The organism is Agreia sp. PsM10 (assembly GCF_030433855.1).
Classification (GTDB): domain Bacteria; phylum Actinomycetota; class Actinomycetes; order Actinomycetales; family Microbacteriaceae; genus Agreia.
Genome location: NZ_JARUXC010000007.1, coordinates 59,207 through 83,447, shown reverse-complemented (window position 1 = coordinate 83,447; position 24,241 = coordinate 59,207). Strand labels below are relative to the sequence as shown.

The following is a 24,241-nucleotide window of genomic DNA, read 5'->3' as shown; positions in this document are numbered from 1 at the left end:
CCTACGGCAGAAAGTCGCCGATCACCCGGCTGATCAGCTCGGGCTGCTCGGCCAGCAGGCCGTGGGATGCCCCGGGCACGATGCAGAGGCGGGCGCCGGGAATCGAGGCGGCCATGAGCAGGCTGTGGTCGGGCCTGATCGAGTCGCGGTCGCCGGCCACGATGAGCGTCGGCGCCGCGATGCTCGCGAGTCGGGCGGGGTCGATGTTCGGCTCGCTCGTCCAGAGGCGGAAAAGCTTGTCGAGCACGACGTCGGCGTGCTGCGGGCCGTCGGGCGAGAGCCGCTCGTAGTGCCGGCGCTCGAGGTCGGGCTTGGGCTGATCTTCGGATGCGTCGGGCCCGGTCGTCGCCGCCGGCTCGGCCGACAGCAGCAGGCGTTCGTGCTCGCCGGTGCGGTCGAACGCCGAGGGATCGAGGTTGCCGCTGATCGAGACGGCCGAGCGCACCCGCTCCGGATGGTCGAGTGCGAGCAGCAGGGCGAGGATCGCGCCGTCGCTGTAGCCGATGACGTGGACACTCTCGAGCCGCTGCTTGTCGAGGTACGCGACCGTGTCGGCGAGCCCGCGGTCGTAGCTGTACTCCTCGTCGATGTCGGCGGACCGCCCATGGCCCGGGCGCTCGAACGCGTGCACCTCGTAGCGAGGCACGAGCGCATCCGATTGGGCCCGCAGTGATTCGAGCGAGCAGAAGCCGCCATGCAACAGCAGCACGGGCTCGCCCTCGCCATCCACTTCGATGTACAGCTCGACGCCGTTGATGGTCAGGTAGGTGGTCTGCTGCATCGAATCACAGTAGCTCTGTACGCTTCTCGGCATGATCCAGTTGCCCGCAGCACCCGCGTTGACCGTGCCATCGGCGGCCGTGAAGACCTCCTATCTCGTCGGCGAACAGGCCGACATGAGACACCGGGCATCGGACACGCAGTGGTTGAGCGCCGCGAGCCTCGACTTCGATTCGTACGTGGCCGAGCGAACGGGTGTGCGTGAACGCTGGGGTGTTCCGTCCGAACTCTTCTGGTTCACCTCGGGCGAGTACTACATCGGCTCACTCGTCATCAGGCACGAGCTCACCGACGACGAGGGCGGCGGCCACATCGGATACCACGTGGTGTACCCGTGGCAGAACCAGGGCCACGCGACCCGGATGCTGGGGGACGCGTTGGTGCGATGCGCCGCGTTGGGCATCGACCGGGCCCTGTTGACCGTCGCTCCTGACAACGCCGCATCGATCGCGGTCGTGCGGCGCAACGGCGGCGTGGAGGAAGGCGGCCTGAACAGCGAGGGCGAACTGCGCTTCTGGATCGACACCCCCTGACCCGGGTGGCTCCGTCCGATACGCTTTTCTGAACCGGGGGGTGGCACATCGAGCGACTCTCGCTGTCTGAGAGGGCTCCGATGCACGAGCACAACACCCCATCGCCATGGAAGAGCTTCTGGGAGCGGGGCGGGTGGTGGAAGGCCCTCGTGCTCGTGCTCGTCTACTACGGCGTCTACCAGCTGGGCGGCGTGCTGCTCAACCTCATCTTCCGCGGTGCCGGCATCGAGGCGGACAGTGCGCCAGGCATCTTCGTGAACGTCGGTCTGCCTATCGTGCTCGGCAGCATCCTGCTGGTGATTCTCGCGTGGTCGGTCGGATGGCTGAAGGAGCTCTTCGGTCGCCAGGCCATCCGCGGTCGCGGCTGGATGTGGATCGCCGTCGCGGTCGTGCTGCTCACGAACATCTTTCGGTTCATCGCCCTCGACTACGAGAAGACGGGCGCGGCGCTCCTCTTCTCCTGGCTGCTGACGGGACTGTTCATCGGATTCGCCGAAGAAGTGCTCACCCGCGGATTCGTCGTGCAGCTCATGCGCAAGGCGGGCCACCCCGAGATCGCCGTGGCGCTCGTGTCGGCGGCGCTGTTCGCGATGCTGCACGCGGGCAATCTCTTCGGCGGGCAGGGCGCACTGGCGACGGTCGTGCAGGTGGGCTACACCTTCTTCTTCGGCCTGCTGATGTACCTGGCCTACCGGGTGACCGGTCGACTGATCGTGCCGATTCTGCTGCACGCCAGCACAGACCCGAGCATCTTCCTCTTCTCGACCAATCCGTCCGCCGCCAGTCCACTCGCGCCGCTGGCGGGTCCGGGCAACATCATCGTGATCCTCTTCGGTCTCGTCCTGCTGATCGTGCTGATCTTCAGTGGTGGCAAGGATCGGGCGTTCGCGCGAACGGAGCTGTCGGGCGGACCCGTCGGCGCGTGATCCGCAACGGGCTCAGTGGCCGTCGTGGTCGTGGTCGACTTCGTCGTCGAGCAGCATTCCCACCGACGTCGCGCAGGTGTCTCCGCGCCACGCCTCGATGCCCTCGCGAACGGCGAATCCCGCGATGACGAGGCCCGCGATCGCGTCGGCCCACCACCAGCCGAGCAGGCTGTTCAGCACGAGGCCGACGAGGACGGCGGCCGACAGGTAGGTGCAGATCAGGGTCTGCTTGGAGTCGGCGACCGCGGTGGCCGATCCCAGTTCGCGGCCGGCGCGGCGCTCGGCGAGCGAAAGGAACGGCATGATCACGACGCTGAGCGCCGTGATGACGATGCCGAGGGTGGAATGCCGCACCTGCTCCTGACCCGCCAGAGCGACGACGGAGGACACCGTGACGTACGCGGCCAGAGCGAAGAACGCCACCGCGATGACCCTGAGCGTTCCCTTCTCCCAGCGCTCCGGATCGCGCCTCGTGAACTGCCAGGCGACCGCGGCCGCGGAGAGCACCTCGATCACCGAGTCGAGTCCGAATCCGATGAGCGCGGCCGACGACGCGATGGAGCCCGCGGTAATCGCCACGACGGCCTCGACCACGTTGTAGGCGATCGTCGCTCCGACGATCAACCGGATGCGGTGCTGAAGGAGCTGTCGTCTCTCGGGGGCCGGAGCCTGCGTCGCGGTCATGCGCACGAGCATCCGTCGCCGTCGCAGCAGTCGGGTTCGACACGGAGCGTCACCCGCAGCAGCTCGTCGAGAGCGGCCGCGAGGTGTTCGTCGGCGAGCCGGTAGCCGGTGCGGCGGCCTTCGGGTATCGCCTCGACGAGACCGCACCCGCGAAGGCAGGCGAGCTGGTTCGACATGACCTGCCGCGAGACTCCCAGGTCGTCGGCGAGGTCGGACGGGTAGGCCGGTGCCTCGCGCAGTGCGAGCAGGACGCCCGCCCGCGTCGGATCGCCGAGGGCGTGGCCGAGGCGGGAGAGTGCGGCGGTATGCGAGAGCGTTGCGGTTGCGGCGGGCATGCCTCGACAGTACAGCAAAGCGTGTACTGCTGACATGAATACCGGTCACACCACCGGCACCGGCGACCCGACCATGCCGAACAGGTTCTTCGGGTCGTCGGGTTCGGCGATCAGGTCGATCTGCTCGCTGAAGCGGGTGCCGCTCGTCGCGTCGCGCGCGAAGCGCAGCGCCGTGAAGTCCTCGATGGCGAAGCCCACCGAGTCGAACACCGTGACCTCCTCGGCGCTCACCCGGCCGGGGGCCCGGCCGTCGATCACGGTCCAGAGCTCGGTCACGGGCGAATCGGCGGGCAGCTTCTGGATCTCGCCCTCGATGCGTGTCTGCGGTTCGTGCTCGATGAAGACCCTGTTGTCGCGCACGAGGGCGATGTCGAGTTCGGTCTTGCCCGGGCAGTCGCCGCCGATCGCGTTGATGTGGGTTCCGGGCCGCACCTCGTCGGCGCGCAGCACGACGGCGTTCGACTTGTCCGCCGTGCAGGTGGTGATGACGTCGGCGTCGCGGGCGGCATCCGCGGCCGACGCCTCGACGGTCACATCGAAGCCGAGCGGGCGCAGGTTGCGCGCCGTGGCCTCCGCCGCGCCGGCGTCAGTGTCGAACAGGCGCAGCTTCGTGATTCCGAGCTGCGACCGAATGGCCAACGCCTGGAACTCGGCTTGCGATCCTGCGCCGATCATCGCCATCCGGTCGCTGTCGGGGCGCGCGAGAACCCGCGCGGCGAGGCCCGACGTGGCCGCCGTTCGCAAGGCGGTGAGCAGGGTCATCTCCGACAGGAACAGCGGATAGCCGGTGAGCACGTCGGCCAGCACACCGAACGCCGTGACGGTCTGAAAACCCTGGGCCGGGTTGTCGGGGTGGCCGTTCACGTACTTGAAGGCGTAGAGCTCGCCGTCGCTGGTCGGCATCAGCTCGATCACCCCGATGGGCGAGTGGCTGGCGATGCGCGGTTCGCGCTCGAAGCGCTCCCAGCGGGCGAAGTCCACGGCGAGGGCGTCGACGAGCCCCGCGATGATGGTCTCCGGCCCGGTCTCGCGGATCCAGCCGGACATGTTGCGGACACTGATGAAGCGCATGGTTACTCCTTGATGAGACGTGGCAATGCCGGGTCGGGCGCACCGAAGATCAGGATGACGTCGGCCGGCAGGTCGGATTCGTTGGCGACCCCGTGCCTCGAGCCCGACGGGGCGTAGAGGGCGTCGCCGGCGCGGAGCACGGAGCGTTCGCCGTCGACGGTCATGACGACCTCGCCGACGACCACGACGTAGAGCTCGTCGGAGTTCTTCACCGAACAGCTCTCGGGATCGCCCTCGAGGTGCAGGTGCTCTCCTTCTTCGGCCCCGGGTTCGAGGTGGTACCGCACGACCGAGGTCGGCAGCGCCGTGCGCTCGCGGAAGTACCACTCGACGTCGACCTTGCCGGCGCCTCCATAGAGCTCCCACTCGAGGGCGTTGTCTCCGAGCCGTTGTACAAGCATCCGGCGCCCCTTACAGGTGAACGGGCACGGTCGGCCGCACGCCGAAGGCGGAGATGTCCTCTGTCGAGGTTCCGTCGACGGCGAGCTCGGCGAGGATGCGTCCGAAGGTGGGCGTGAATTTGAACGCGTGGCCCGCGCCGAGGCCCACGATGATGTTCGGATGCTCCTCGAGCGGGCTGATGATGAAACGGCGATCGAGCGTGATCGCGTACTGGCAGGTCACCGTGCGCAGAACCTGGCCGCTGCCGGGAATCGTGTCGCCCATGAACGTCGTCAGCTGTTCGAGCAGCTCGGGGGAGGGAACGAAGGTGCGCTCCTGCGGCGTCATGAAGTTGTTCGACACGTCACGCGCCGCCTTGATCGACGGCTCTCCGTAGGTGGGGAAGCCGTAGTAGCAGTACTCGTCCTCCCAGATCCACACCGGAAAACGGTCGCGGTCGAACGCGGCATCGTCGGCCGGCTTGAAGTAGCTCACCTGCTCCTGCATCGTGATCAGCGGAATCTCGGCGCCGAGCGGGGCGAGCAGCTCGTTGGTCCAGGCATCCGCCGCCACGATGACCTTGCCGGCCCGCACCTCGCCGTGGGCGGTGTGGATGACGACACCATCGGCATCCGGAACCAGCCGTTCGACGGGCGTTCGGTCTCGGATGACGGCGCCGTGTGCGCGGGCCTGCATCTGCAGGGCCGCCACCGATCGCGACGCGTGCACGATGCCCGAGTCGGCGGTGTAGATCGCCTTCGCCCCCTCGGGCAGCGAGAACTGCGGCCACCGGGCCGAGACCTCGGCGGGGGTCAGCAGTTCGTAGGGAACACCGGTCTCGTCGAGGCTCGACCGGAAGTCGTCGGCCGAATACGGCCCGCCCTCGGGAAAGAACACGAGGCCGCCCGTGACGGTCACGAAGGTCTCGCCTGTGACGCTCTCGAGCTCGGCCCAGTCGCGGTAGGCGGACTGCGCGAGCCGCACGTACTCGGGCGCGCCGTACGACGTGCGGATGATGCGCGACGTGTCGTGCGAGGCCCCGCGAACGTGGCCGAGTTCGAACTGCTCGAACGCCACGACGTTCACGCCGCGGCGGGCGAGCTGGTAGGCGGCGGCGCTGCCGAGCGCGCCCATTCCGATGACGGCGACGTCGAAGGTCTTCATGGGGTTCTTCTCTTCTCTCTGCGCTGTTCGAGTGCCATCAATGTAGGAAGCGGCGGGAATCGGCTGTGTTACAGTGCGCAGCAGGCGCAAAGCTGCCGCGTCTGAATTGCGGTTTCTGCGGGCAGCGGGGATGGCGCGGGCGGATGACTTCTCGGGTGACGGCGGCGCTCATGGTCGTGCGGTTCGTCGCCGAGCGGCTCGATCCCTCCGACCCGATCGCGGTGGGCGCGATCGCCTCCGAGCTCGGCATGTCGCTCTCAAGCGCCTCTCGTCTCTGCTCCGAGCTCGAGGGCGAGGGCATGCTCGAACGGGGTGGCGCCTACGGCAGCTACCGCCTCGGGCGTTACGCCATCCGGTTGTCGGGAATGGCCGCCGCGCCCTACGCCAGGATGCTGCGCTTCGTGACGACGTTCGCGGCCCAGCAGACCGGCGAGACGGTGTGCCTCGTCGCTCCCTCGCGCTCGGGCATGACCGTGGTGCAGTCGGTGATGTCGACCTGGACCCTGCACTCGCCCGCTAGGGTGGGCGAGATCGTCGCTGACGAGCGCAGTGCGATCGTCATCGCCGGTCGGCTGCTCGACTCCGAGGCGGAGGCGGAGGAAGGTGCTCGGCAATCGGTCATCGAGTCGATCATCGGAAAGAGCGTCGAGATCGCGACCCCGGTGCGCAGTCCATCCGGTGAATGTGTCGCCGTGCTGGCCATCCGGCTTCCGCTGAACCGGATCGAGCAGAACGGTGCGCGTGCCCGTCGCGCCGTGCTTGTCGCCCGCCGCCACGTCGAGACGCTGCTGGCCGACGAGCTCAGTGCACCGCGTCTGCCACCGGATGCGCAGAGCCAGGTGACGGGCGCGATGGGCGCGGCGCCGAACGTGGTCGCCGGATCGCCGTCGGCCGTCTCGGCGGCCCTGCGCATCCTGAGTCACCTCGCCGCGGGACCGGACTCGATCGCCGGCACGGCGCGGGCGACCGGTCTGCGCCATGACCGGGTGTCGCGGCTGGTGAAATCGTGCGTCGGGTGGGGCTTCGTCTCGGCCGTCGCCGACGGCGGCAGGTACCAGCTCGCCTGGATGATCCATGGCTGGCATCGCAGCGTCGCGGCTCCCCTTCTGGTGGCGCAGGGCAAGCCGCTGGTGGCCGAGACGGCGAACCGATCGCGAACCTGCGCGTTCATCACGGTGCTCGCCGGCATGCGCAGCCTCACGCTGGTCGAAGAGCTCGAAATGGCGGGAGAGGGGCTCGAGATGATCTCGTGGCTGGGGCGCGCGCATCCGATCGTGGGGTCGGATGGCGGGCCGACCCTGCTGATGGATCTCGACGACGGCGAATTGAGGCAGCTGTTTCCGGCGCGCTACACCGCGCACGAGCTGGCCACGTTTGCCCGGAGTGTGCGCACGGTCGCCGCTCACGGGGTGCTGTCGATGCAGGCGTTCGAAGACGCGGGACTGATCTCGATCTCTGCGCCGATACGCGATTCGAGCGGCGCCGTGGCGGCGGCGGTCTGCCTGGTCGGGACGACGGACTACATGCAGGCGAACAGGCGCGAGTTCGAGCGCGAGACCCGCGAGCTTGCAGGCAGGGTGTCGGCGCTGCTCTGCTGAGTTGCCATTTCGGGTCGACAGATGTGGCATCGCGAGCGGTCTATTGCACCGATAGTGTCACCTCGTCGACAGCGTCACCTCGTCGACAGTGCCGGCTATCGGGCGGCGCCCATCAGGCGCAGGCGGCACGCCAGCTCGAGGGCGAAGCGCGAGTCCGGGTCCTCCAGGTTGAGGTTCAGCGACTGCTCGATGCGCCGCACCCGGTAGTTCACCGCGTTCGGGTGCAGCATCAGAGCCTCTCCGGCGCGCGCGAGCGAATTGCGGTTGCTGAGGTACGCGAGCAGGGTGCGCACCGAGATGGCCGACCGCTCGGGGCCGAGCGCATCCAGTGGCGCGAGCACGTCGTCGAGCAGAGTGCGGCTCAGCGGCGACGCGTAGAAGTCGAGCAGCACGCGGCGCAGGCCGGTGACGTCGGTCACCTCGATGGCGCCGAGGCGGCCGGATGCGACGGCGGTCTCGGCCGTGATGCGCGCCTCGGTCGCCGACTGCCGGAGCCCCGAGGCGCCCGACTGCGGAGTGCCGAGCCCGACGGTGAACGTCCATTCGTCGCCCGCGACCGCGCGGCAGAAAGCGGTCAGCTCCTCGGTGACATCGCGCAGTCGCCGCTGGTGGTCGGGAGCTCCCGACTCCTCGGACGTGACCATCAGCAGGTCGTCGTGGAAGGCCGCAAGGTGCCAGACCTCGGAGCGGTTGTCGATCAGCTGGAAGGCCCGAAGCTCGATGGCGGCCGTGATGGATGCCGGGAGCCGGTGCGCCGGATCGTCGCGATGGGTGGGCGCGATCCACGCGACCGCGTGGGTGAGCTGCACGGGCAGGCCCGCCCGGGCTGCGTCGACCGCCAGCGCGTCGATGCGCGACGACTCGGCCAGAAGCAGCTCGACGATGAGGTCGGCGCGCGAGCGTGCCGGACCGAAGCGCTCCTGGGACTCGCGCTGCAGGGCACGAGACAGGATGGCGGCGACCACGGGCAGCGCGATGGACACGGCCGCGTCGGGCTCTTCGCCCACGAGTCGGCCCACCGGCACCTCGCCGATGCAGACCGCGTCGAAGTCCGTCCACTTCACGAGCGGGTCGTCGACGAGCACGAGTCCGACGCCGAGCGCTGCCGCCGCCGCGTCGAGGATGGCGGTGCGCGCATCGAGCGGGGCGGAGTCGGCGGCCGCGCCGACGGCCGCGACGGCATGCTCCGCGCGCACGATCGCCTCGGCGGCACCGCCCCGCACGAGACGGTCGATGAAGACGGCGAGCTCGGAGGGCGGAGCGTTCGCGGTGAGCACGGGCAGCGCGCCGCGGTCGGCGAGCGAGCGCGACGTCTCGGCGAGCGACACGCCCCCGACGAGCAGAAGGGCGGCGGCCTCGGCGGCGATGGCGCGTCTGATCGCGATGTCGATCTGGTAGGCGCGGGGCTGCTCGGCGGAGTTGGGCAGAACGATCACGAGGTTGCCGGCAGACGAGAGGCCGACGTCTTCGAGCGCCAGCATCTCGACGCCTGTGATGGCCACGCCCTCCATATCGCCGGCCCGGCAGATCATGCCGAACTGGTCGCACTGGTCGATCACGCGGGCCAGCGTTGTTTGTGCCATGAGCCCAATATGCCGCATTTCCTCGTTGCCCCGGCACATTCCGCCCGAAACATTCGCTCATTACAGTCAAGATATGAGCTCCACGTCGCCCCAGGCATCCCCTCCCATCCGTCTCGTCACCTCCGACGACGTCGCCGCGCTGGCCGCCGGCTGCGCCATCTTCGGAACCGGCGGTGGCGGCTCGGTGCACGGGGCCCAGCTCTCGGTGGCGAACGCGATCGAGGCCAACGGACCCGTTCGCCTGGTGGGCGTCGACGACCTCGGTCCCGACGACGCCGTCATCATCATGTCGGGCATGGGCGCTCCCTCGGTGGGAATCGAGATGCTCGGCTCGACGAGCCAGGCCCACACCCTGCTGCGCGAGGTCGAGCGACTCGTCGGCCGTCCCATCACCACGGTCATGGCCGCGGAGATCGGCGGCAGCAACGGCGTCGCCCCGGTCGGATGGGCTGCCGAGCTCGGCCTCGCCGTTCTGGATGCCGACGGCATGGGTCGCGCTTTCCCCAAGGCCACCATGATCTCGATGAACGTCGCCGGGCTGCCGAGCGAGTTCGCCGTGATGAGCGATGTGGTCGGAAACGTGTCGGTGCTCACCACCGTCGACATCGCGTGGCTCGAGCGCCACGCCCGCGCATTCACAGTGGCCGCCGGCGGCATCGCCCTCGGCGCCCACTATCTGCTCACCCACGAGACGGCTCCGGGCGCCGTGATCGAGGGAACGGTCAGCCGCGCGATTCAGGTCGGCCGCCGCCTGCTCTCCTCCCGCGAGCCGATCGTCGACATCGCCGAAGAACTCGGAGCGGCCGTGCTGCTCGGCGGCAAGGTGATCGACATCGACCGCAACACCGTCGGGGGATTCACCCGAGGCTCCGTCACGATCGAGGGCATCGGCGACGACCGCGGCCGAATGGTGCGCGTCGAGATCCAGAACGAGAACCTCGTCGTGATCGAAGACGGCGCGGTCGTGGTCAGCGTTCCCGACCTCGTCTCGATCCTCGACTCCGAGACGGGCGAGGCGATCTCGACCGAGATGCTGCGGTTCGGACAGAGGGTGAGCGTGCTCGCCTGGGCCTGCGATCCGCTCTGGCGAACGCCGAGGGGCATCGAGCTCGCCGGACCGGCGGCGTTCGACTTCGATTTCGACTACGTGCCCTTCGACGGCCCCGCTGCGCTGCAGGCCGTCGCCGAGACCGAGGCGGTCGCCCGATGAGCGCGGTGGTCGGCGAGCTGATGGTCCGTGACCTCTCTGTGGGCATCGACGTCGGAGGAACGAACACCGACGCCGTCGTGCTCGACGCCGACGGCCACGTGATCGCCTGGACGAAGAAGGCGACGACCGAGGACGTGACCGGCGGCATCCGGGCCGCACTGTCTGCCGTGCTCGCCGAGCTCGGCGACGCCCGCGACCGCGTGTCGCGCGTGATGCTCGGCACGACCCACGCGACGAACGCGATCGTGCGTCGTCGCGGCCTCGGCCGGGTCGCCGTGATCCGCCTGGGCGCGCCGGCGAGCACGGAGTTCCCGTCGCTGTCGGACTGGCCGGCCGACCTGCGCGGGGTCGTGCTCGCGGGGGCACTCCTCGCCGGCGGCGGCCACATGATCGACGGTTACCCGATCTCGCCGCTCGACATCGACGGCATCCGACGCTTTCTCGACGGCCTCGAGGGACGATTCGACGCCGTGGCGGTCTGCGGCATCTTCAGCCCGTCATTCCCCGAGCAGGAGCTCGAGGTCGCGTCGATCGTCGGCGACCACGTCGGTGTCGACGTGCCCGTCTCGCTGAGTCACGAGATCGGAGCGCTCGGACTGCTCGAGCGTGAGAACGCGACCGTGCTCAACGCGGCGCTTCACGGCATCGCCCGCGACGTGACCCAGGGCCTCCTCACCGTGGTGCAGGAGGAGAAGCTCGACGCCGCCACCTTCTTCGCCCAGAACGACGGCACCCTGATGGCCGTCGAGTACGCGGCCCGCTATCCGGTTCTCACCATCGGGTCGGGTCCTGCCAACTCGATCCGCGGCGCCGCGTTCCTCTCGGGAGCCGACAACGCCATCATCATCGACGTGGGCGGCACCACGAGCGACCTCGGCGTTCTCGTCGACCGGTTCCCCCGTGAATCGACCCTGCCGCGCGAGATCGGCGGGGTGCGCACCAACTTCCGCATGCCCGACATCCTGAGCGTGGGAATCGGCGGCGGCACGATCGTCGACATCGCCGCCGGCGCCCCGAAGCACGATTCGCTGGGCTATCTGCTCACCGAGCAGGCCCTGCTGTTCGGCGGTGACACCCCGACGCTCACCGATGCGGCAGCGATGCTCACCCCCGGACTGATCGACGGTCGGGCCCTGCCCGCCCTCGACCGGGCGACCCGCGCCGGGCTCGGGAACGCCCTCGCCGTGGCGCACGACCGCATCGAGTCGGCCGTCGAACGGATGTCGCTGGGTCGCCTCGGCCTGCCGCTGGTCGTCGTGGGCGGTGGCGGGTTCCTCGTGCCCGACCGCGTTCTCGGGGCGAGCGACGTGCTGCACCCAGACCGCGGCAATGTGGCCAACGCCGTGGGAGCCGCCATCGCCCTCGCGGGCGGGCGGGCCGACCAGATGTGCGACTACGTCGACCGCGCGGGCGCGATCGAGGCGGCCGGGCGCATAGCCATCGAACGCGCCATCCAGGCCGGGGCCGACCCCCGCCTCGTCGAGATCGTCGACGTGCTCGAGACACCGCTCTCGTACTCGACGAGCGCGACGCTCAAAGTCTCCGTGAAGGCCGCGGGCCCACTGGCCCTGATCGGGAATCCTGCACCACTCGCATCCCACACCCCGAAGGACGCATCATGAAAAGACAGCACCACGCAGTAGCCGTTGCGGCGGTCACCGTCGCCGCCGCGATGCTGCTCACCTCCTGCAGCAGCGGCTCGAGCGATTCGGACTCATCCTCCGAAGTCGTCTCGGGCGGCACCTTCTCGATCGCGATCAACGACGACCCGGGCAGCCTCTCGCCGCTCACCGGAGTCTCGCTCGTGCAGCGCGCCCTCGTGACGTTCGGCTACGACTCGCTCGCCTACACGAGCGCCGACGGCGAGATCAGCCCCTTCCTCGCCGAGAGCTGGGAGGTCACGGGCACCTCGATCGCCTACACGCTGAAAGACGGCATCACCTGCGCCGACGGCACGCCCTTCACGGCCGAGACCGCGGCCGCGAACATCAACTACCAGGCCGACGAGGCCAACGGAACGTTCTGGTTCGGCTCGAGCATCACCGCCGACATGAGCGCGGCCGCCGAGGGCAACGTGGTCACGATCACGTCGGCCACCAACAACCCGTTCCTGCTCGAAGGCACCGGAAGCGTGGAGATGGTGTGCCAGGCCGGCCTCGACGATCCCGACAGCCTCACGGATGCCACGAACGGCACCGCGCTCTACTCGCTGTCGTCGTCGAACCCCGGGTCCGACTACGTCTACACGAAGCGCGACGACTACACCTGGGGACCGGACGACGTCACCAGCGAGACCAAGGGCCTGCCCGACGAGCTCGAGGCGCGCGTGATCACCGATGAGGCGACGGCCGCCAACCTGCTGATCTCGGGAGAGCTGAACGCGGCATCCGTGATCGGGGCCGACCGCCAGCGCCTCGACGGGGCAGGCCTCGAGTCCGAGGGCGTTCTCAACCCGATCGGCGAGATGCTGTTCAATGAGCGCGCCGACCGGCCGACATCCGACGTGCGCGTGCGCCAGGCACTGACCCTGGGCCTCGACCGCGATTCGGTCGGCGAGCTGGTGACCGACGGCAACCCCGTCGACTCCGTCTCGCTCGTCAATCAGATTCCGCTCACCTGCGTCGCGGGCGGACCCGACTGGACCCTGCCCGAGACAGACCTCGACAAGGCGGGAGACCTGCTCGACGAGGCCGGGTACACGCTGGGCTCCGACGGGCTGCGCACCAAGGATGGCGAGCCGCTCACGATCCGCTTCCTCTACGACGCCGGAACGCCGTCGCACGGAGCGGCCGCCGAAGAGGTGCAGCAGGAGTGGAACGAGCTCGGCATCACCACCGATCTCGTGGCGGAGGACTCGGCCGGCTGGTCGACCGACCTCTACCAGAGCTACGACTGGGACACCGGCTTCATCCAGCTCGCACCCTCGAGCCCCGTTGTGCTGAGCCTCTTCTTCCTCGGAGCCACGAGCGAGGACGGCGGCTACAACTTCATGGGTGTCTCGAACCCCGAATACAACGCCCTGGCGACCGAGGCCTTCACCGCCACGACCGCCGACGAGGCGTGCGGGCTGTGGAAGCAGGCCGAGAAGGAACTGATCGACCGCGTCGACATCTTCCCCCTCGCCGAGACCGAGTCGCCGATGTACCTCAACGGCGTCACGCTCGAGCGTCCCGGAACCGTCGCACCCACCACCATCCGGATGCAGGGCTAGAACGATGACGATCCCCTCGACCGTGCTGACGGCAGAACCGACGATCGCGTCGACCGAGCCTTCGCCCGCGCGTCGGGGGGATCGCCTGCTCTCAGCCGTCGGTTCACCACGACTCGCGTTCCTGCTGCGCCGATTCGCCCGCGCCATCATCTCGCTGGCGATCGTGCTGGTCGCCTCGTTCTTCATGGTGCACCTCGTGCCGGGCGACCCCGTGCGGGCCGCCCTCGGCCCGACCGCGCCGCCCGAGACCGTGGAACTGCTGCGCCGCACACTCGGCCTCGACCTGCCGATCGGGGAGCAGTTCGTCAACTACGTCGCCGGACTGTTCCGCGGCGACCTCGGAGTGTCGGTCAGCACCCAGCGGCCGGTCGCGACCACCCTGTCGGAGCGCCTGCCCGCCACGCTGATGCTCTCGGTCGTGTCATTCATCGTGGCCGCACTCGGCGCCTTCCCCATCGGCGTCGCGACGGCGGTCTCGGCCCGCGCCGGGCGGCACCGCGGCCTCGACCTCGGGGTGTCGAGCCTGCTCGGCATCATCATCGCGGTGCCCAACTTCCTGCTCGCCGTCGTGCTGATCTGGCTGTTCAGTATCGTCATTCCGCTCGCTCCGTCGGCGGGCTGGGGCAGCCCGCAGCAGGCCGTGCTGCCCGTGCTCGCACTGGCGATCGGCCCGCTCGCCTACCTCGCGCGCATCGTGCACGTCGAGATGGTGCGGGTTCTGGATGCCCCGTACATCACGACCGCGCGCAGCAAGCGACTGCCCGCACATCTGCTCTACCTGCGGCATGCCCTGCCCAACATCGTGACCGCGACGCTGACCGCCGGAGGCGTCGTGCTGACCGGACTCGTGGCGGGAACGGTGCTGATCGAGACCGTCTTCGTGATTCCGGGCATCGGATCGACGATCGTCTCCTCGATCACGACAAAGGACTATCCACTCATCCAGGGGGTCGTGCTGGCGTACGCGGTGCTCGTGCTCGCCGCCAACCTCGTGATCGATCTGCTGCTCGCCGCCCTCGATCCGCGCTCAGCGATTGCCGAGGTGTGACGACATGACCAACCCGACACGCACGCACCGTCTGCCCGCCGCCCTCCGCACTCCGCAGGGGATCGCGGCATCCATCGGCCTCGTGCTGGTGATACTCGTGACCGTCTTCGGCCCGATCCTCTTCGGAGACCTGGCGACCGAGCGCTCCATCCCCGACCGGCAGCTGGGCGTGAGCCTCGCGCACCCGTTCGGCACCGACGACCTCGGTCGCGATCTCTTCGCCCGCGTCATCGTGGCGGCCAGGGTATCGGTGCTGCTCACGCTCGGGGCGACCGGCATCTCGGTGATCGGCGGCATCCTGCTGGGCGTGACCGCGGTGCTGCTGCCGCGATTCCTGCAACGGCTCGTCGCCGGGCTCATCGACATCCTCCTGTCGTTCCCGTGGCTGCTGCTGGCCCTGTTCTTCTCGGTGATCTGGGGCACCACCGCGGTGGGCGCCATGCTCGCCGTCGGCTTCGCCGGCATCCCGGTGTTCGCCCGACTCACGAGCACCCTCTCGGCCTCCGTCGCCTCGAGCGACTACGTGCGTGCGGCCGGCATGCTCGGAAGCGGCGCGCTGCGCACGACCGTTCGTCACGTGGTGCCGAACATCCTGCCTCCGCTGCTCGTGAACACGGCCGCGCACGCCTCGGTCACGCTGCTGTCGTTCGCCGCCCTGTCGTTCCTCGGCCTCGGCGTGCAGGCACCCGAATACGACTGGGGCCGCCTGCTCAACGAGGGCGCCAAGCGCATCTACGTCGACCCGATGGCCGCGATCGGCCCGGGTATCGCGATCGTTCTCGTCGGCGTGGTCTTCGCGCTGCTCGGAGAGGTCTTCAGCGAATCGTCGTCGAAGAAGCTGCCCCCCAAGGCCGTGCGCCGTCGCCGCTCGACGGACTACGTCGCGCCGGTCACCGACGCCACCCCGGTGGTCGAGATGGCCGACCTGCGCGTCGCCTTCCCCGGCCGCGACGGCGAGATGGTCGAGCGCGTGCACGGCGTGACACTCACGATCGCCTCCGGCGAGACCGTCGGCATCGTGGGCGAATCCGGATCGGGCAAGTCGGTCACGGCCTCGGCCGTCGCCGGCCTGCTCGGCCCCGAGGCCCTCGTCACCAGCACGCAGCTGATGTTCCGCGAGATCGACATGACCGCGGTGCCGAATATGGCCGAACGCCGCCGCCTCGGCGTGGAGCAGGCCATGATCTTCCAGGACCCGCTCACGTCGCTGAATCCGGCCCTGACGATCGGTCGGCAGCTGCGCGAGGCCAGCGAGGTGCACGCCAAGATGAGCCGTGCCGATTCGCTGCGCCGGGCCGTCGACAAGCTGAACCTCGTGCGCATCCCGAACGCCGAACAGCGCCTCGGCCAGTTGCCGCACGAATTCTCGGGCGGAATGCGGCAGCGCGCCATGATCGCGATGGGCCTCATGGGCACACCGCGCCTCATCATCGCCGACGAGCCGACGACCGCACTCGACGTGACGGTGCAGCGCCAGGTCATGCAGACGCTGCGCGACGCCCAGAACGCCACGGGTGCGGCGATCCTGTTCATCTCGCACGACATCGCCCTCGTCAGCGGATTCTGCGACCGCATCATCGTGATGCGCGACGGCAGGGTGGTCGAGGAGATCGCGGCCGACAGGCTCGACGAGGCCACGCATCCGTACACCCGCGGCCTCATCGCGTGCGTGCCCGACATGACCACCGACCGCACGACGGCCCTGCCCGTCATCGCGGCGGCCGACGAGGAGACGATCCCCGCATGAGCGAATTCCGTTTCGAGTCGGTGACCGTGCGTTTCGGCCACGGACGCACCGCGAACACGGCCGTGAACGCCGTAGACCTCACGGTGAGGCCGGGCACCACGCACGGCCTCGTGGGCGAGTCCGGCTCCGGCAAATCGACCGTCGCCCGTGTCGCCGTGGGCCTCTCGCCGGTCAGCGCCGGGCGCATCCTGCTCGACGGCGTCGACATCACCAGCCGCGAGCCGTCGGCGCGCGCCGCACGACGGCGGGTGCAGATGGTGTTCCAGGACCCGCTGTCGGCACTCGACCCGCGGATGTCGGTGGGCGCGTCGATCGCCGAGGGCCTGCTGGCCACCGGTCGCCGCCACGGCGCCGCCCAGCGCGACGCCCGCGTTCGCGAACTGCTCGACCTGGTGCACATCGACCCGGCGCGCGCCGATGATCGCCCCACCGCCTTCTCGGGCGGACAGCGCCAGCGCATCACCATCGCCCGCGCGCTCGCCGCCGAACCCGAGGTGCTGATCGCCGACGAGATCACCTCGGCCCTCGACGTGTCGGTGCAGGGCGTGGTGCTGAACCTGCTGCGCGAGCTGCAGCAGCGGCTCGACCTCACCATGCTGTTCATCTCGCACAACCTCGCCGTGGTGCGCTACGTGAGCGACGAGGTCACCGTGCTGCGCGGCGGCCGGGTGATCGAGAACGGTCCGACCGACGCCGTGCTCACCGACCCCGAAGACCCCTATACCCGTGAACTGCTGCGCGCCGTGCCCGTGATGGGCCGGCCGCTCGACCTGGAGGATTCGTGAACGACCTGATCGTGCAGAACGCCCGCATCGCCGGCTGGAACGGCCCGACCGACCTGATCGTGCGCGACGGGGCTGTCGCCTCCATCGTGCCGTCGGGCGCGGACACCGGGGCGTCATCGTCGGCGACGTCGCCCGCCGCGTCGCTCGACGCCGGCGGACGCTGGGTCATGCCCGGGCTGTGGGATGCGCACGTGCACTTCTCGCAGTGGGTCGTGCGGCGGCAGCGGGTCGACCTCGCACCGGCCGAGAGCGCGGCGCACGCCGTGGCGATCATGCGCGACGCGCTCGCGGCTCGCAGCGACGACGTGCTGATCGGCTACGGGTTCCGCGACGGTCTGTGGCCGGATGCTCCCACCCGGGCAGCGCTCGACGAGATCGCGCCCGAACGCCCCGTCATCCTCATCAGCGGCGACCTGCACTGCGGATGGCTCAACACGGCCGCCGCGGCCCGGCTCGGCGTGCACGCGCTGCCCGACGACGGCATGCTGCGCGAGACCGAATGGATCGGCACGCTCGACCGCCTCGACGCCGACCACCAGCCCTCGCTCGAGGCGTATCGCGAGACCGCTGCGGCGGCCGCGGCCCGCGGCGTCGTGGGTATCGTCGAGTTCGAGAATGCCGACAATGCCAGCTTGTGGCCCGCCCGCGTCGACGCCGGAGTGACCTCTCTGCGGGTCGAGACCTCGGTGTGGCCCGACCGGCTCGACGAGGTCATCGCCCGCGGTCTGCGCACGGGAGACCGGCTCGAGGCATCCGGAATCATCACGATGGGGCGGCTGAAGATCGTCGTCGACGGATCGCTGAACACTCGCACGGCCTACTGCTGGGATCCGTATCCCGGCGTGGCGGCCACGAGCGCCCACCCGTGCGGCATGCTCAGCGTCGCGCCCGAGGAGGTCGAGGAGCTTCTGGTGCGCGCCCGCGCCGCGGGAATCGCCCCCGCCGTGCACGCCATCGGCGACCGCGCCAACACCGCCGTTCTCGACGCGTTCGAACGCCTCGGCATCGCCGGAACGATCGAGCACGCGCAGCTCGTGTCGCGGGGCGACTTCGAGCGGTTCGGTCGACTGGGCCTCACCGCCAGCGTGCAGCCCGAGCACGCGATGGACGATCGCGATGTCGCCGACCGTTACTGGGAGGGGCGCACCGACCGGGCCTTCGCGTTCCAGTCGCTGCACGCGGCCGGGGCCACGCTCGCCCTCGGCTCCGACGCGCCCGTGGCTCCGCTCGACCCCTGGCTCGCCATCTCCGCCGCGGTCAGCCGCCGGCGCGACGGACGCGAGGCGTGGCATCCGGCCGAGCGTCTCGGCGCCGACGTCGCGGTCGCCGCGAGCACCCGCGGCGCATCCGTGTCGCCCGGAGCCGTGGCCGATCTCGTGATCGTCGACGCCGATCCCACGACGGTGGATGCCGACGGCCTGCGCGACATGCCCGTCGCGGCGACGCTCCTCGGCGGCACGCCCACGTGGAACACTCTGTGACCCGTTCGACCTTCGACCGACAGGACCACCCGCAATGCCCCTGATCACCTCCGCGGCCGGAATCGCCGTGTACTACGAGACTCTCGGTGACCCTGCAGGGCGCCCGCTCGTGCTGCTGCACGGCGGCGGGGCGCAGCTCATCGGCTGGGACGAACGGTTCTGCACGATGCTCGCCGAGGCCGGATTCTTCGTCATCCGTGTCGACAACCGCGACATCGGGCTGAGCCAGGCCACGGGCGGGCCGAACGATGTGGAGGCCACGTACGACCTGGCCGACATGGCGCTCGACGTGGTCGCCGTGCTCGACGACCTCGACATCGAGCGGGCGCACGTGACCGGCATGTCGATGGGCGGTTACATCGCCCAGCTGCTCGCCATCGGGCATCCGTCTCGTGTGGCATCGCTCGGGCTGATGTCGACGTCGTTGTCGTCGGCACCGGAGTTCCTGGTCGGCGAGCACTCGGCCGAGCCCGTCACCGAGGTTCCGCCCGTGCTCGACCGCGACGCCTACATCGAGATGTTCATCGGCGGGCAGCGGCACTATCAGTCGCCCGGATTCCCCTTCGACGAGGCCGCCTCGGCCGAGCTCGCGGGCCGGTACTACGACCGCGCCTACACGCCCACCGGGTTGTTCCGGCAGTGGAACGCGCTGCTGCGTGGGCCGCTCGAACGGCGTGACGACATGAGCCGCGTGACCGTGCCCACCGTGGTGATCCACGGCCGCGGCGACCAGAGCCTGCACTGGAGCGCCGCGCTCGAGACCGCCCGGGTCATGCCGCACGCCGAGGTGCACATCTACGAGGAGATGGGTCACGACATCCCTATCGAGCTGTGGCCGGAGTTCGTGGCGGCGCTGGCGCGGACGGCTGCGCGGGCGGAGCGTGCCGAAGCCGGGGAGCGTGCCCTCGATGCGTGAGAATCCCGACTACGCGATGACCGACCTCGCCGACGTGCGCGCCCTCATCGAGTCCTACCCGTGGGCGACCATGGTGAGCGCCACCGGGAACGGCGTCGTCATCTCGCACTATCCGTTCCTGCTCGAGGAGTCCGATGACGATTCCCTCGTTCTGGTCAGCCATGTCGGCCGGCCCGACGAGCGCGCCCACGGGCTCGGCGCATCCGAGATCGCGGTCGTGTTCTACGGCCCGAGCGGCTACGTGTCGCCCAGTTGGTACGGAGTCGACCGCGCCGTTCCCACGTGGAACTTCGCGACCGTGCACGCCTACGGCGTTCCCGAGATCCTCTCCGACGCCGAGAATCTCGCCGTTCTGGGGCGCCTCGTCGAGCATTTCGAGAACCCGCTGCCGAATCCGTTCACGCTGAGCATCTCGGCGGAGAATACGGCGTACGCCGAGCGCATCCTGCACGGAACCGTGGGGTTCCGCATGCGCATCACCCGCTTCGAGGCCAAGGAGAAGATGAGCCAGGACAAGCCCGTCGACATAGTCGAGCGCATCACCACGGCTCTGGATGCGCCGGGCCCGTACCTCAACCCGGCCCTCGCAGAGCGCATGCGGCGGGTGCGGGCGTGACCTTCGATGGCGCGGCTTCCGCCCTGCTCGACGACCTCGTCGACCTGCGCCGCAGACTGCACGCCGACCCGGAGATCGGGCTCGACCTTCCCCGCACGCAGTCCGCGCTGCTGGCGGAGCTCGCTCCACTCGAGGCCCTCGGTCTCGAGCTCTCGACCGGCACCGGGCTCAGCTCGATCACCGCCGTGCTGCGCGGGGCGCTGCCCGGCCCGGTCGTGCTGCTGCGCGCCGACATGGATGCACTGCCCGTCGTCGAGACGACGGGCCTCGACTTCGCGTCGAGCAATGGAGCGATGCACGCCTGCGGCCACGATCTGCACATGGCGGGGCTCGTGGGAGCGGCTCGACTGCTCGCCGCGCGGCGAGCCGGGCTCGCCGGAACGATCGTCCTCATGTTCCAGCCGGGGGAGGAGGGTTTCGCCGGCGGGCGGCTCATGATCGAAGAGGGTGTGCTCGACGCGGCGGGCGAGCGCCCCGTTGCAGCCTTCGCCATGCACGTGGACTGCTCGACCGACAACGGTCTCTTCGTCTCTCGCCCCGGCCCGATGATGGCGAGCGCCAGCGGCCTGCGCATCGTCGTCTCTGGCACGGGCGGGCACGCGGCCTTCCCGCATCTCGCGACCGACCCCATTCCGGCCTCGGCCGCCATCGTGCAGGCGCTGCAGACCTTCGTCGCCCGCCGGGTGCCGGCCGCCGACCCGGCCATCGTCTCGGTGACGAGCATCGTCAGCGACAGGGGAGCCCCCAACGTCCTGGCCTCGCGCGTCGAGCTGCTCGTGAACATCCGCACGCTCTCGCGCGAGACCTTCGCGCTCGTGAGGTCGTCGATCGGAGAGCTGGTGACCGGCATCGCCGAGGCGCACGGCTGCACGATCGAGACGGAGTTCATCGACTCCTACCCGGTGACCCACAACGACCCGACCGAGACGAACCGGGTGCTCGACAGGCTCGTGAGCCTGCACGGCGACGACCGGGTGCTGCGGCTGGCCGCCCCGTCGATGGCGTCGGAGGACTTCGCCTATGTGCTCGACGAGGTTCCGGGAACCCTGCTGTTCCTCGGCACCCGGCCCCGTGACATCCCGGCCGCCGGCGCACCCTCGATGCACTCGGAGCTCGCCGTCTTCGACGATTCGCTGCTCGGCCTGCACGCCGAGACGCTCGCCGACCTGGCCTGGCGGGCGCTGGAGCGGCACGGGCCGGACCGGGCGGGAGAGGCCGCGTGATGGCATCCCGGTTCGCGGCCCTCACCGAGGCCGAGGTGCGGGCCAGCCTCGGCGAGATCGAGAAGCCCACGACCGACAAGATCCTCGACCATCTCGACCGCAGCTGCCTCACCTTTCTGGCGCATTCCCCGTTCTGCTGCCTGTCGACCAGCGACTCGGCCGGCAACTGCGACTGCTCGCCACGGGGCGACTACCCGGGATTCGTGCGTGCGCTCGACGACCGCACGCTCGTGCTGCCCGACCGGCTCGGCAACAGGCTCGCCGACTCGTTCACGAACATCCTCGACAACGGGCACGTCGGACTGCTCTGCTTCGTGCCCGGCATGATCGAGACGCTGCGCATCAACGGGTCGGCGTACGTCACGAACGATCCGTCGCTCATGGCGATGCTCGAACAGGACCACGTGGTGCCGCAGCTGGCGACCGTCATCGAGGTGGAGCAGGCGTATCTGCACTGCGGCCGGGCGCTGCTGCGCTCGCGGCTGTGGGACGACGAGATGCACGACCTGGCCACCGAGGTGCCGAGCGCCGGAACCATGTGGGCCGAGGCATCCGGTCTCGACGCCGACGTGGCGCGCGCCATCGACGAGGCGTCGGTCGCGGGCTACAAGACGCTCTACTGATGGCTCGCGATCGGGGGATGCTGAGGCTCGTCGTCACGCGCATGTCGCGCGAGAGCGCGGGCATCGTGAGCATCGAATTGGCGGATGCGACCGGTCGGCCGCTTCCCGCGTGGGAGCCGGGGGCTCACATCGACGTGCAGCTGATCACGCGGATGCAGCGGCAGTACTCGCTGTGCGGGGACCCGGCCGACCTGCGCTCGTATCGCATCGCCGTTCTTCGGGAGGACTTCTCGCGGGGTGTCTCGATGTACGTGCACGACTTCTTGCACGTGGGCAGCGTGGTGCACGTGCGGCCCCCGCGCAACCTGTTCCCTGTCCTGCCGGCATCGGAGTATCTGCTGCTCGCTGCGGGAATCGGCATCACGCCCCTGCTGCCGATGGCGCGTTCTTTGAGCCGTGCGCGCGCCCCGTGGGCGATGAACTACGCGGTGCGCGACGAGGCGAATCTGCCGTTCGCCTCCGAACTGGAGTCGCTCGGGCCGGCCGTCACCATCAACGCGCCCGGCCGGGCCGGGCGGCTCGACCTCGCCGCGCTGCTGGCGGCGCCGCATCCGGGGCTCGGCGTGTACGCGTGCGGCCCGGCCCGGTTCATCGACGGGGTCGTGGATGCGATGGGTCACTGGCCGAGCGGATCGCTTCACCTCGAGAGGTTCGAACCGAAGCCGGTTGTGGCGCTGCCCAACGCCCCGTTCACGGTTCACTGCGCGCGCTCGAACCTCGACGTGGAGGTGCCCGCGGAGCGCACGATGCTGCAGGCGATCACCGACGTCGACCTTCCGGTGACGGGGTCGTGCCTGCGCGGAGTCTGCGGGTCGTGCGCGGTGCGCGTTCTCGACGGCGAGGTCGAACATCGCGACTCGTTGACCACGGATCCCGACTCGCGCGTGATGTACCCGTGCGTGTCGAGGGCGAGAGCGGCCCGCCTGACGATCGACGTCTGAGGCGGGCCGCTCTCGTCGGCTCAATCGGTGCTCAGTCGGTGCCGAGGATCTGGGTCATCTGCTCGTAGAAGACGGCCGGGTCTCCCGCGAGCGAGGCCTTCACCATCGCGGCCCAGTCGTCGACGATCACTTCGATCTTTCCTGCAGTCAGTCCGTCGAGCGAGGAGCGAGCGACGTCGCGCGGGTCGATCTTGGGCCCGTCGTACCCCGCCATGATGTCGGTGTCGGCCGCGCCGAGATGGACGCCCTGCACGAGGGTGCCCTGGGCTGCGAGTTCGAGCCGCACCCCGTTGGTCATGTTCCACTCGGCCGCTTTGGCTGCCGCATAGCCGCCACTGCCGGGGGCCGCGAACCAGGACAGCGCCGAGAGCACGTTCACGATGGCGCCGCCGCTCTGGGCGGCGAGCGTCGGAGCGAACTCGCGGATCATGTCGAGGGTGCCCCAGAAGTGCGTGTCGAGTTCGCGGTGGAGCTCGCTCAGCTCGCCGATCACGAGTGGCGCACCGGTCGAGATGCCGGCGTTGTTGACGAGGAGGGTGACGTCGGTCGCGGCGGCGGCCGCCTCGACCACCGACTCGTGGTCGAGCAGGTCGAGCCGCAGGGGAACAACGCGCGAGTCATCGAAATCGATCGTTTCGGGGCGCCGAGCGGTGGCGTAGACCTTCGCGGCCCCGCGGTCGAGCAGTTCGAGAACGAACTGGCGGCCGATCCCGCGGTTGGCTCCGGTGACGAGGGCGACCTGGTCGGTGATGTTCATGCTGTGCCGTGCTTTCTGCTGATGAGTGTCTTTCGCCATGCGTTCGCGAGGCGACATCGGCTACGCTAAACGTTGACGTTGACGTCAAGGGCAAGTCAGAAGACGAATTCACAATTCTGGGAGGCAGGGCATCATGCGCATAGGCGACGTCGCGCAACGCGCAGGAGTCAGCACCCGGGCACTCCGCTACTACGAAGAACAGGGTCTGCTGGGGTCCGAGCGCACATCGACGGGCCAGCGCACCTATACGGAGTCTGCAATCGAGCGCGTGCAGCTCATTCAGCAGTTCTTCACCGCCGGCCTGCCGAGCCGCACCATCCTCCAGCTGCTTCCGTGCGTCGAGAGCGGACACGCTTCTCCCGAGGTCTTCGAGGTGCTCGAAGAGGAGCGCAGGCGAATCACCGCGGCCATGGCCGATCTCGCCGCAGCTCGCGACGCCCTTGATCGCATGATCGACATCACCCGCAACCCCACGCCGGAGCACTGCCCCTCACTTCGATGAGGCATGGGCCTGTATCCGCTCTTCGCGCCGGATCTTGCGCTGGTCTCCGATAGGCGTCGGGGCGCGCGAAAGCGCGGAGCGCGCTCGTGCGGGCGGTCCGAGAGAGAGTTCCGGGGTGATCTCGAT

General features: G+C 69.4%; 24 protein-coding genes. 16 read left to right on the top strand and 8 right to left on the bottom strand.

The window, feature by feature from the left end:
- Nucleotide 1: 1 nt before the first annotated feature.
- Nucleotides 2-781: an alpha/beta fold hydrolase gene (locus QCD70_RS10790; RefSeq protein WP_301216034.1), complete on the bottom strand. Its 780-nt coding sequence runs from the start codon at nt 779-781 to the stop codon at nt 2-4.
- 31 nt (nt 782-812) lie between these two features.
- On the opposite strand from QCD70_RS10790, the gene QCD70_RS10785 reads away from it, so the two are divergent.
- Nucleotides 813-1,313: a GNAT family N-acetyltransferase gene (locus tag QCD70_RS10785; protein ID WP_301216032.1), complete on the top strand. Its 501-nt coding sequence runs from the start codon at nt 813-815 to the stop codon at nt 1,311-1,313.
- 80 nt (nt 1,314-1,393) lie between these two features.
- Nucleotides 1,394-2,239 (top strand): CPBP family intramembrane glutamic endopeptidase, encoded by an 846-nt coding sequence (locus tag QCD70_RS10780; RefSeq protein ID WP_301216030.1) that lies wholly within the window; start codon nt 1,394-1,396, stop codon nt 2,237-2,239.
- Nucleotides 2,240-2,251: 12 nt separating this feature from the next.
- Here the strand turns inward: QCD70_RS10780 and QCD70_RS10775 are convergent, their stop codons facing one another.
- From QCD70_RS10775 to solA, 5 genes are read right to left on the bottom strand one after another with little or no spacing between them, the layout of a single operon-like run.
- The gene (locus QCD70_RS10775) at nt 2,252-2,923 is read right to left on the bottom strand and encodes a cation diffusion facilitator family transporter (protein ID WP_301216028.1); all 672 of its coding nucleotides are present in this window, start codon (nt 2,921-2,923) and stop codon (nt 2,252-2,254) included.
- Entirely contained in the window at nt 2,920-3,258 is a 339-nt protein-coding gene (locus QCD70_RS10770; RefSeq protein WP_301216026.1) for an ArsR/SmtB family transcription factor, read from the bottom strand. The genes QCD70_RS10775 and QCD70_RS10770 overlap by 4 nt, the downstream gene beginning before the upstream one ends.
- Before the next feature lie 45 nt (nt 3,259-3,303).
- Nucleotides 3,304-4,329, bottom strand: coding sequence for an ornithine cyclodeaminase (locus QCD70_RS10765; protein WP_301216024.1), 1,026 nt, complete (start codon nt 4,327-4,329; stop codon nt 3,304-3,306).
- 2 nt (nt 4,330-4,331) lie between these two features.
- Nucleotides 4,332-4,730 (bottom strand): cupin domain-containing protein, encoded by a 399-nt coding sequence (locus tag QCD70_RS10760; RefSeq protein ID WP_301216022.1) that lies wholly within the window; start codon nt 4,728-4,730, stop codon nt 4,332-4,334.
- A 10-nt stretch (nt 4,731-4,740) separates the two neighbouring features.
- On the bottom strand, nt 4,741-5,874 hold the full coding sequence (gene solA / locus QCD70_RS10755; protein WP_301216020.1) for an N-methyl-L-tryptophan oxidase: 1,134 nt from the start codon (nt 5,872-5,874) through the stop codon (nt 4,741-4,743).
- 143 nt (nt 5,875-6,017) lie between these two features.
- On the opposite strand from solA, the gene QCD70_RS10750 reads away from it, so the two are divergent.
- Nucleotides 6,018-7,472, top strand: coding sequence for an IclR family transcriptional regulator domain-containing protein (locus QCD70_RS10750; RefSeq protein WP_301216018.1), 1,455 nt, complete (start codon nt 6,018-6,020; stop codon nt 7,470-7,472).
- Nucleotides 7,473-7,567: 95 nt separating this feature from the next.
- Here the strand turns inward: QCD70_RS10750 and QCD70_RS10745 are convergent, their stop codons facing one another.
- Nucleotides 7,568-9,055, bottom strand: coding sequence for a PucR family transcriptional regulator (locus tag QCD70_RS10745; protein ID WP_301216016.1), 1,488 nt, complete (start codon nt 9,053-9,055; stop codon nt 7,568-7,570).
- A 73-nt stretch (nt 9,056-9,128) separates the two neighbouring features.
- Between QCD70_RS10745 and QCD70_RS10740 the strand changes: the two genes are divergently transcribed.
- The 12 genes from QCD70_RS10740 to QCD70_RS10685 are packed head-to-tail and all read left to right on the top strand — an operon-like array spanning nt 9,129 to nt 22,856.
- A complete protein-coding gene (locus tag QCD70_RS10740; RefSeq protein ID WP_301216014.1) occupies nt 9,129-10,265 on the top strand; it encodes a DUF917 domain-containing protein in 1,137 nt (378 codons plus the stop codon).
- A complete protein-coding gene (locus tag QCD70_RS10735; RefSeq protein ID WP_301216012.1) occupies nt 10,262-11,887 on the top strand; it encodes a hydantoinase/oxoprolinase family protein in 1,626 nt (541 codons plus the stop codon). Before QCD70_RS10740 ends, QCD70_RS10735 begins: the two co-directional genes overlap by 4 nt.
- On the top strand, nt 11,884-13,476 hold the full coding sequence (locus QCD70_RS10730; protein WP_301216010.1) for an ABC transporter substrate-binding protein: 1,593 nt from the start codon (nt 11,884-11,886) through the stop codon (nt 13,474-13,476). Before QCD70_RS10735 ends, QCD70_RS10730 begins: the two co-directional genes overlap by 4 nt.
- A gap of 4 nt (nt 13,477-13,480) precedes the next feature.
- Complete coding sequence (locus QCD70_RS10725; protein WP_301216008.1) at nt 13,481-14,524, top strand: ABC transporter permease; 1,044 nt, start codon at nt 13,481-13,483, stop codon at nt 14,522-14,524.
- Nucleotides 14,525-14,528: 4 nt separating this feature from the next.
- On the top strand, nt 14,529-16,271 hold the full coding sequence (locus tag QCD70_RS10720) for a dipeptide/oligopeptide/nickel ABC transporter permease/ATP-binding protein (RefSeq protein ID WP_301216006.1): 1,743 nt from the start codon (nt 14,529-14,531) through the stop codon (nt 16,269-16,271).
- Complete coding sequence (locus QCD70_RS10715) at nt 16,268-17,056, top strand: ABC transporter ATP-binding protein (RefSeq protein ID WP_301216004.1); 789 nt, start codon at nt 16,268-16,270, stop codon at nt 17,054-17,056. The genes QCD70_RS10720 and QCD70_RS10715 overlap by 4 nt, the downstream gene beginning before the upstream one ends.
- Nucleotides 17,053-18,537, top strand: coding sequence for an amidohydrolase (locus tag QCD70_RS10710; protein WP_301216002.1), 1,485 nt, complete (start codon nt 17,053-17,055; stop codon nt 18,535-18,537). Before QCD70_RS10715 ends, QCD70_RS10710 begins: the two co-directional genes overlap by 4 nt.
- Nucleotides 18,538-18,571: 34 nt before the next feature.
- On the top strand, nt 18,572-19,453 hold the full coding sequence (locus QCD70_RS10705) for an alpha/beta fold hydrolase (RefSeq protein ID WP_301216000.1): 882 nt from the start codon (nt 18,572-18,574) through the stop codon (nt 19,451-19,453).
- Nucleotides 19,446-20,069: an FMN-binding negative transcriptional regulator gene (locus QCD70_RS10700; RefSeq protein WP_301215998.1), complete on the top strand. Its 624-nt coding sequence runs from the start codon at nt 19,446-19,448 to the stop codon at nt 20,067-20,069. Before QCD70_RS10705 ends, QCD70_RS10700 begins: the two co-directional genes overlap by 8 nt.
- Complete coding sequence (locus QCD70_RS10695; RefSeq protein ID WP_301215996.1) at nt 20,066-21,292, top strand: M20 metallopeptidase family protein; 1,227 nt, start codon at nt 20,066-20,068, stop codon at nt 21,290-21,292. Before QCD70_RS10700 ends, QCD70_RS10695 begins: the two co-directional genes overlap by 4 nt.
- A complete protein-coding gene (locus QCD70_RS10690; protein WP_301215994.1) occupies nt 21,292-21,915 on the top strand; it encodes an MSMEG_1061 family FMN-dependent PPOX-type flavoprotein in 624 nt (207 codons plus the stop codon). The genes QCD70_RS10695 and QCD70_RS10690 overlap by 1 nt, the downstream gene beginning before the upstream one ends.
- Nucleotides 21,915-22,856: a PDR/VanB family oxidoreductase gene (locus QCD70_RS10685; protein ID WP_301215992.1), complete on the top strand. Its 942-nt coding sequence runs from the start codon at nt 21,915-21,917 to the stop codon at nt 22,854-22,856. Before QCD70_RS10690 ends, QCD70_RS10685 begins: the two co-directional genes overlap by 1 nt.
- A gap of 31 nt (nt 22,857-22,887) precedes the next feature.
- On the opposite strand, the gene QCD70_RS10680 is transcribed toward QCD70_RS10685, so the two are convergent.
- Nucleotides 22,888-23,613 carry an SDR family oxidoreductase gene (locus QCD70_RS10680; RefSeq protein ID WP_301215990.1) on the bottom strand — a complete coding sequence of 242 codons (726 nt, stop codon included), beginning with the start codon at nt 23,611-23,613 and terminating at the stop codon, nt 22,888-22,890.
- A 133-nt stretch (nt 23,614-23,746) separates the two neighbouring features.
- On the opposite strand from QCD70_RS10680, the gene QCD70_RS10675 reads away from it, so the two are divergent.
- On the top strand, nt 23,747-24,115 hold the full coding sequence (locus tag QCD70_RS10675) for a MerR family transcriptional regulator (RefSeq protein WP_301215988.1): 369 nt from the start codon (nt 23,747-23,749) through the stop codon (nt 24,113-24,115).
- The last annotated feature ends 126 nt before the right edge of the window (nt 24,116-24,241 follow it).

What these genes read in the sequence shown, in the direction of transcription:
- solA (WP_301216020.1), bottom strand. Translation starts at nt 5,874, where the DNA reads ATGAAGACCTTCGACGTCGCCGTCATCGGAATGGGCGCGCTCGGCAGC.
- QCD70_RS10775 (WP_301216028.1), bottom strand. Translation starts at nt 2,923, where the DNA reads ATGACCGCGACGCAGGCTCCGGCCCCCGAGAGACGACAGCTCCTTCAG.
- QCD70_RS10750 (WP_301216018.1), top strand. Translation starts at nt 6,018, where the DNA reads ATGACTTCTCGGGTGACGGCGGCGCTCATGGTCGTGCGGTTCGTCGCC.
- QCD70_RS10760 (WP_301216022.1), bottom strand. Translation starts at nt 4,730, where the DNA reads ATGCTTGTACAACGGCTCGGAGACAACGCCCTCGAGTGGGAGCTCTAT.
- QCD70_RS10675 (WP_301215988.1), top strand. Translation starts at nt 23,747, where the DNA reads ATGCGCATAGGCGACGTCGCGCAACGCGCAGGAGTCAGCACCCGGGCA.
- QCD70_RS10740 (WP_301216014.1), top strand. Translation starts at nt 9,129, where the DNA reads ATGAGCTCCACGTCGCCCCAGGCATCCCCTCCCATCCGTCTCGTCACC.
- QCD70_RS10780 (WP_301216030.1), top strand. Translation starts at nt 1,394, where the DNA reads ATGCACGAGCACAACACCCCATCGCCATGGAAGAGCTTCTGGGAGCGG.
- QCD70_RS10690 (WP_301215994.1), top strand. Translation starts at nt 21,292, where the DNA reads ATGGCATCCCGGTTCGCGGCCCTCACCGAGGCCGAGGTGCGGGCCAGC.
- QCD70_RS10735 (WP_301216012.1), top strand. Translation starts at nt 10,262, where the DNA reads ATGAGCGCGGTGGTCGGCGAGCTGATGGTCCGTGACCTCTCTGTGGGC.
- QCD70_RS10730 (WP_301216010.1), top strand. Translation starts at nt 11,884, where the DNA reads ATGAAAAGACAGCACCACGCAGTAGCCGTTGCGGCGGTCACCGTCGCC.
- QCD70_RS10720 (WP_301216006.1), top strand. Translation starts at nt 14,529, where the DNA reads ATGACCAACCCGACACGCACGCACCGTCTGCCCGCCGCCCTCCGCACT.
- QCD70_RS10765 (WP_301216024.1), bottom strand. Translation starts at nt 4,329, where the DNA reads ATGCGCTTCATCAGTGTCCGCAACATGTCCGGCTGGATCCGCGAGACC.
- QCD70_RS10685 (WP_301215992.1), top strand. Translation starts at nt 21,915, where the DNA reads ATGGCTCGCGATCGGGGGATGCTGAGGCTCGTCGTCACGCGCATGTCG.
- QCD70_RS10725 (WP_301216008.1), top strand. Translation starts at nt 13,481, where the DNA reads ATGACGATCCCCTCGACCGTGCTGACGGCAGAACCGACGATCGCGTCG.
- QCD70_RS10680 (WP_301215990.1), bottom strand. Translation starts at nt 23,613, where the DNA reads ATGAACATCACCGACCAGGTCGCCCTCGTCACCGGAGCCAACCGCGGG.
- QCD70_RS10785 (WP_301216032.1), top strand. Translation starts at nt 813, where the DNA reads ATGATCCAGTTGCCCGCAGCACCCGCGTTGACCGTGCCATCGGCGGCC.
- QCD70_RS10790 (WP_301216034.1), bottom strand. Translation starts at nt 781, where the DNA reads ATGCAGCAGACCACCTACCTGACCATCAACGGCGTCGAGCTGTACATC.
- QCD70_RS10705 (WP_301216000.1), top strand. Translation starts at nt 18,572, where the DNA reads ATGCCCCTGATCACCTCCGCGGCCGGAATCGCCGTGTACTACGAGACT.
- QCD70_RS10745 (WP_301216016.1), bottom strand. Translation starts at nt 9,055, where the DNA reads ATGGCACAAACAACGCTGGCCCGCGTGATCGACCAGTGCGACCAGTTC.
- QCD70_RS10770 (WP_301216026.1), bottom strand. Translation starts at nt 3,258, where the DNA reads ATGCCCGCCGCAACCGCAACGCTCTCGCATACCGCCGCACTCTCCCGC.
- QCD70_RS10715 (WP_301216004.1), top strand. Translation starts at nt 16,268, where the DNA reads ATGAGCGAATTCCGTTTCGAGTCGGTGACCGTGCGTTTCGGCCACGGA.
- QCD70_RS10700 (WP_301215998.1), top strand. Translation starts at nt 19,446, where the DNA reads ATGCGTGAGAATCCCGACTACGCGATGACCGACCTCGCCGACGTGCGC.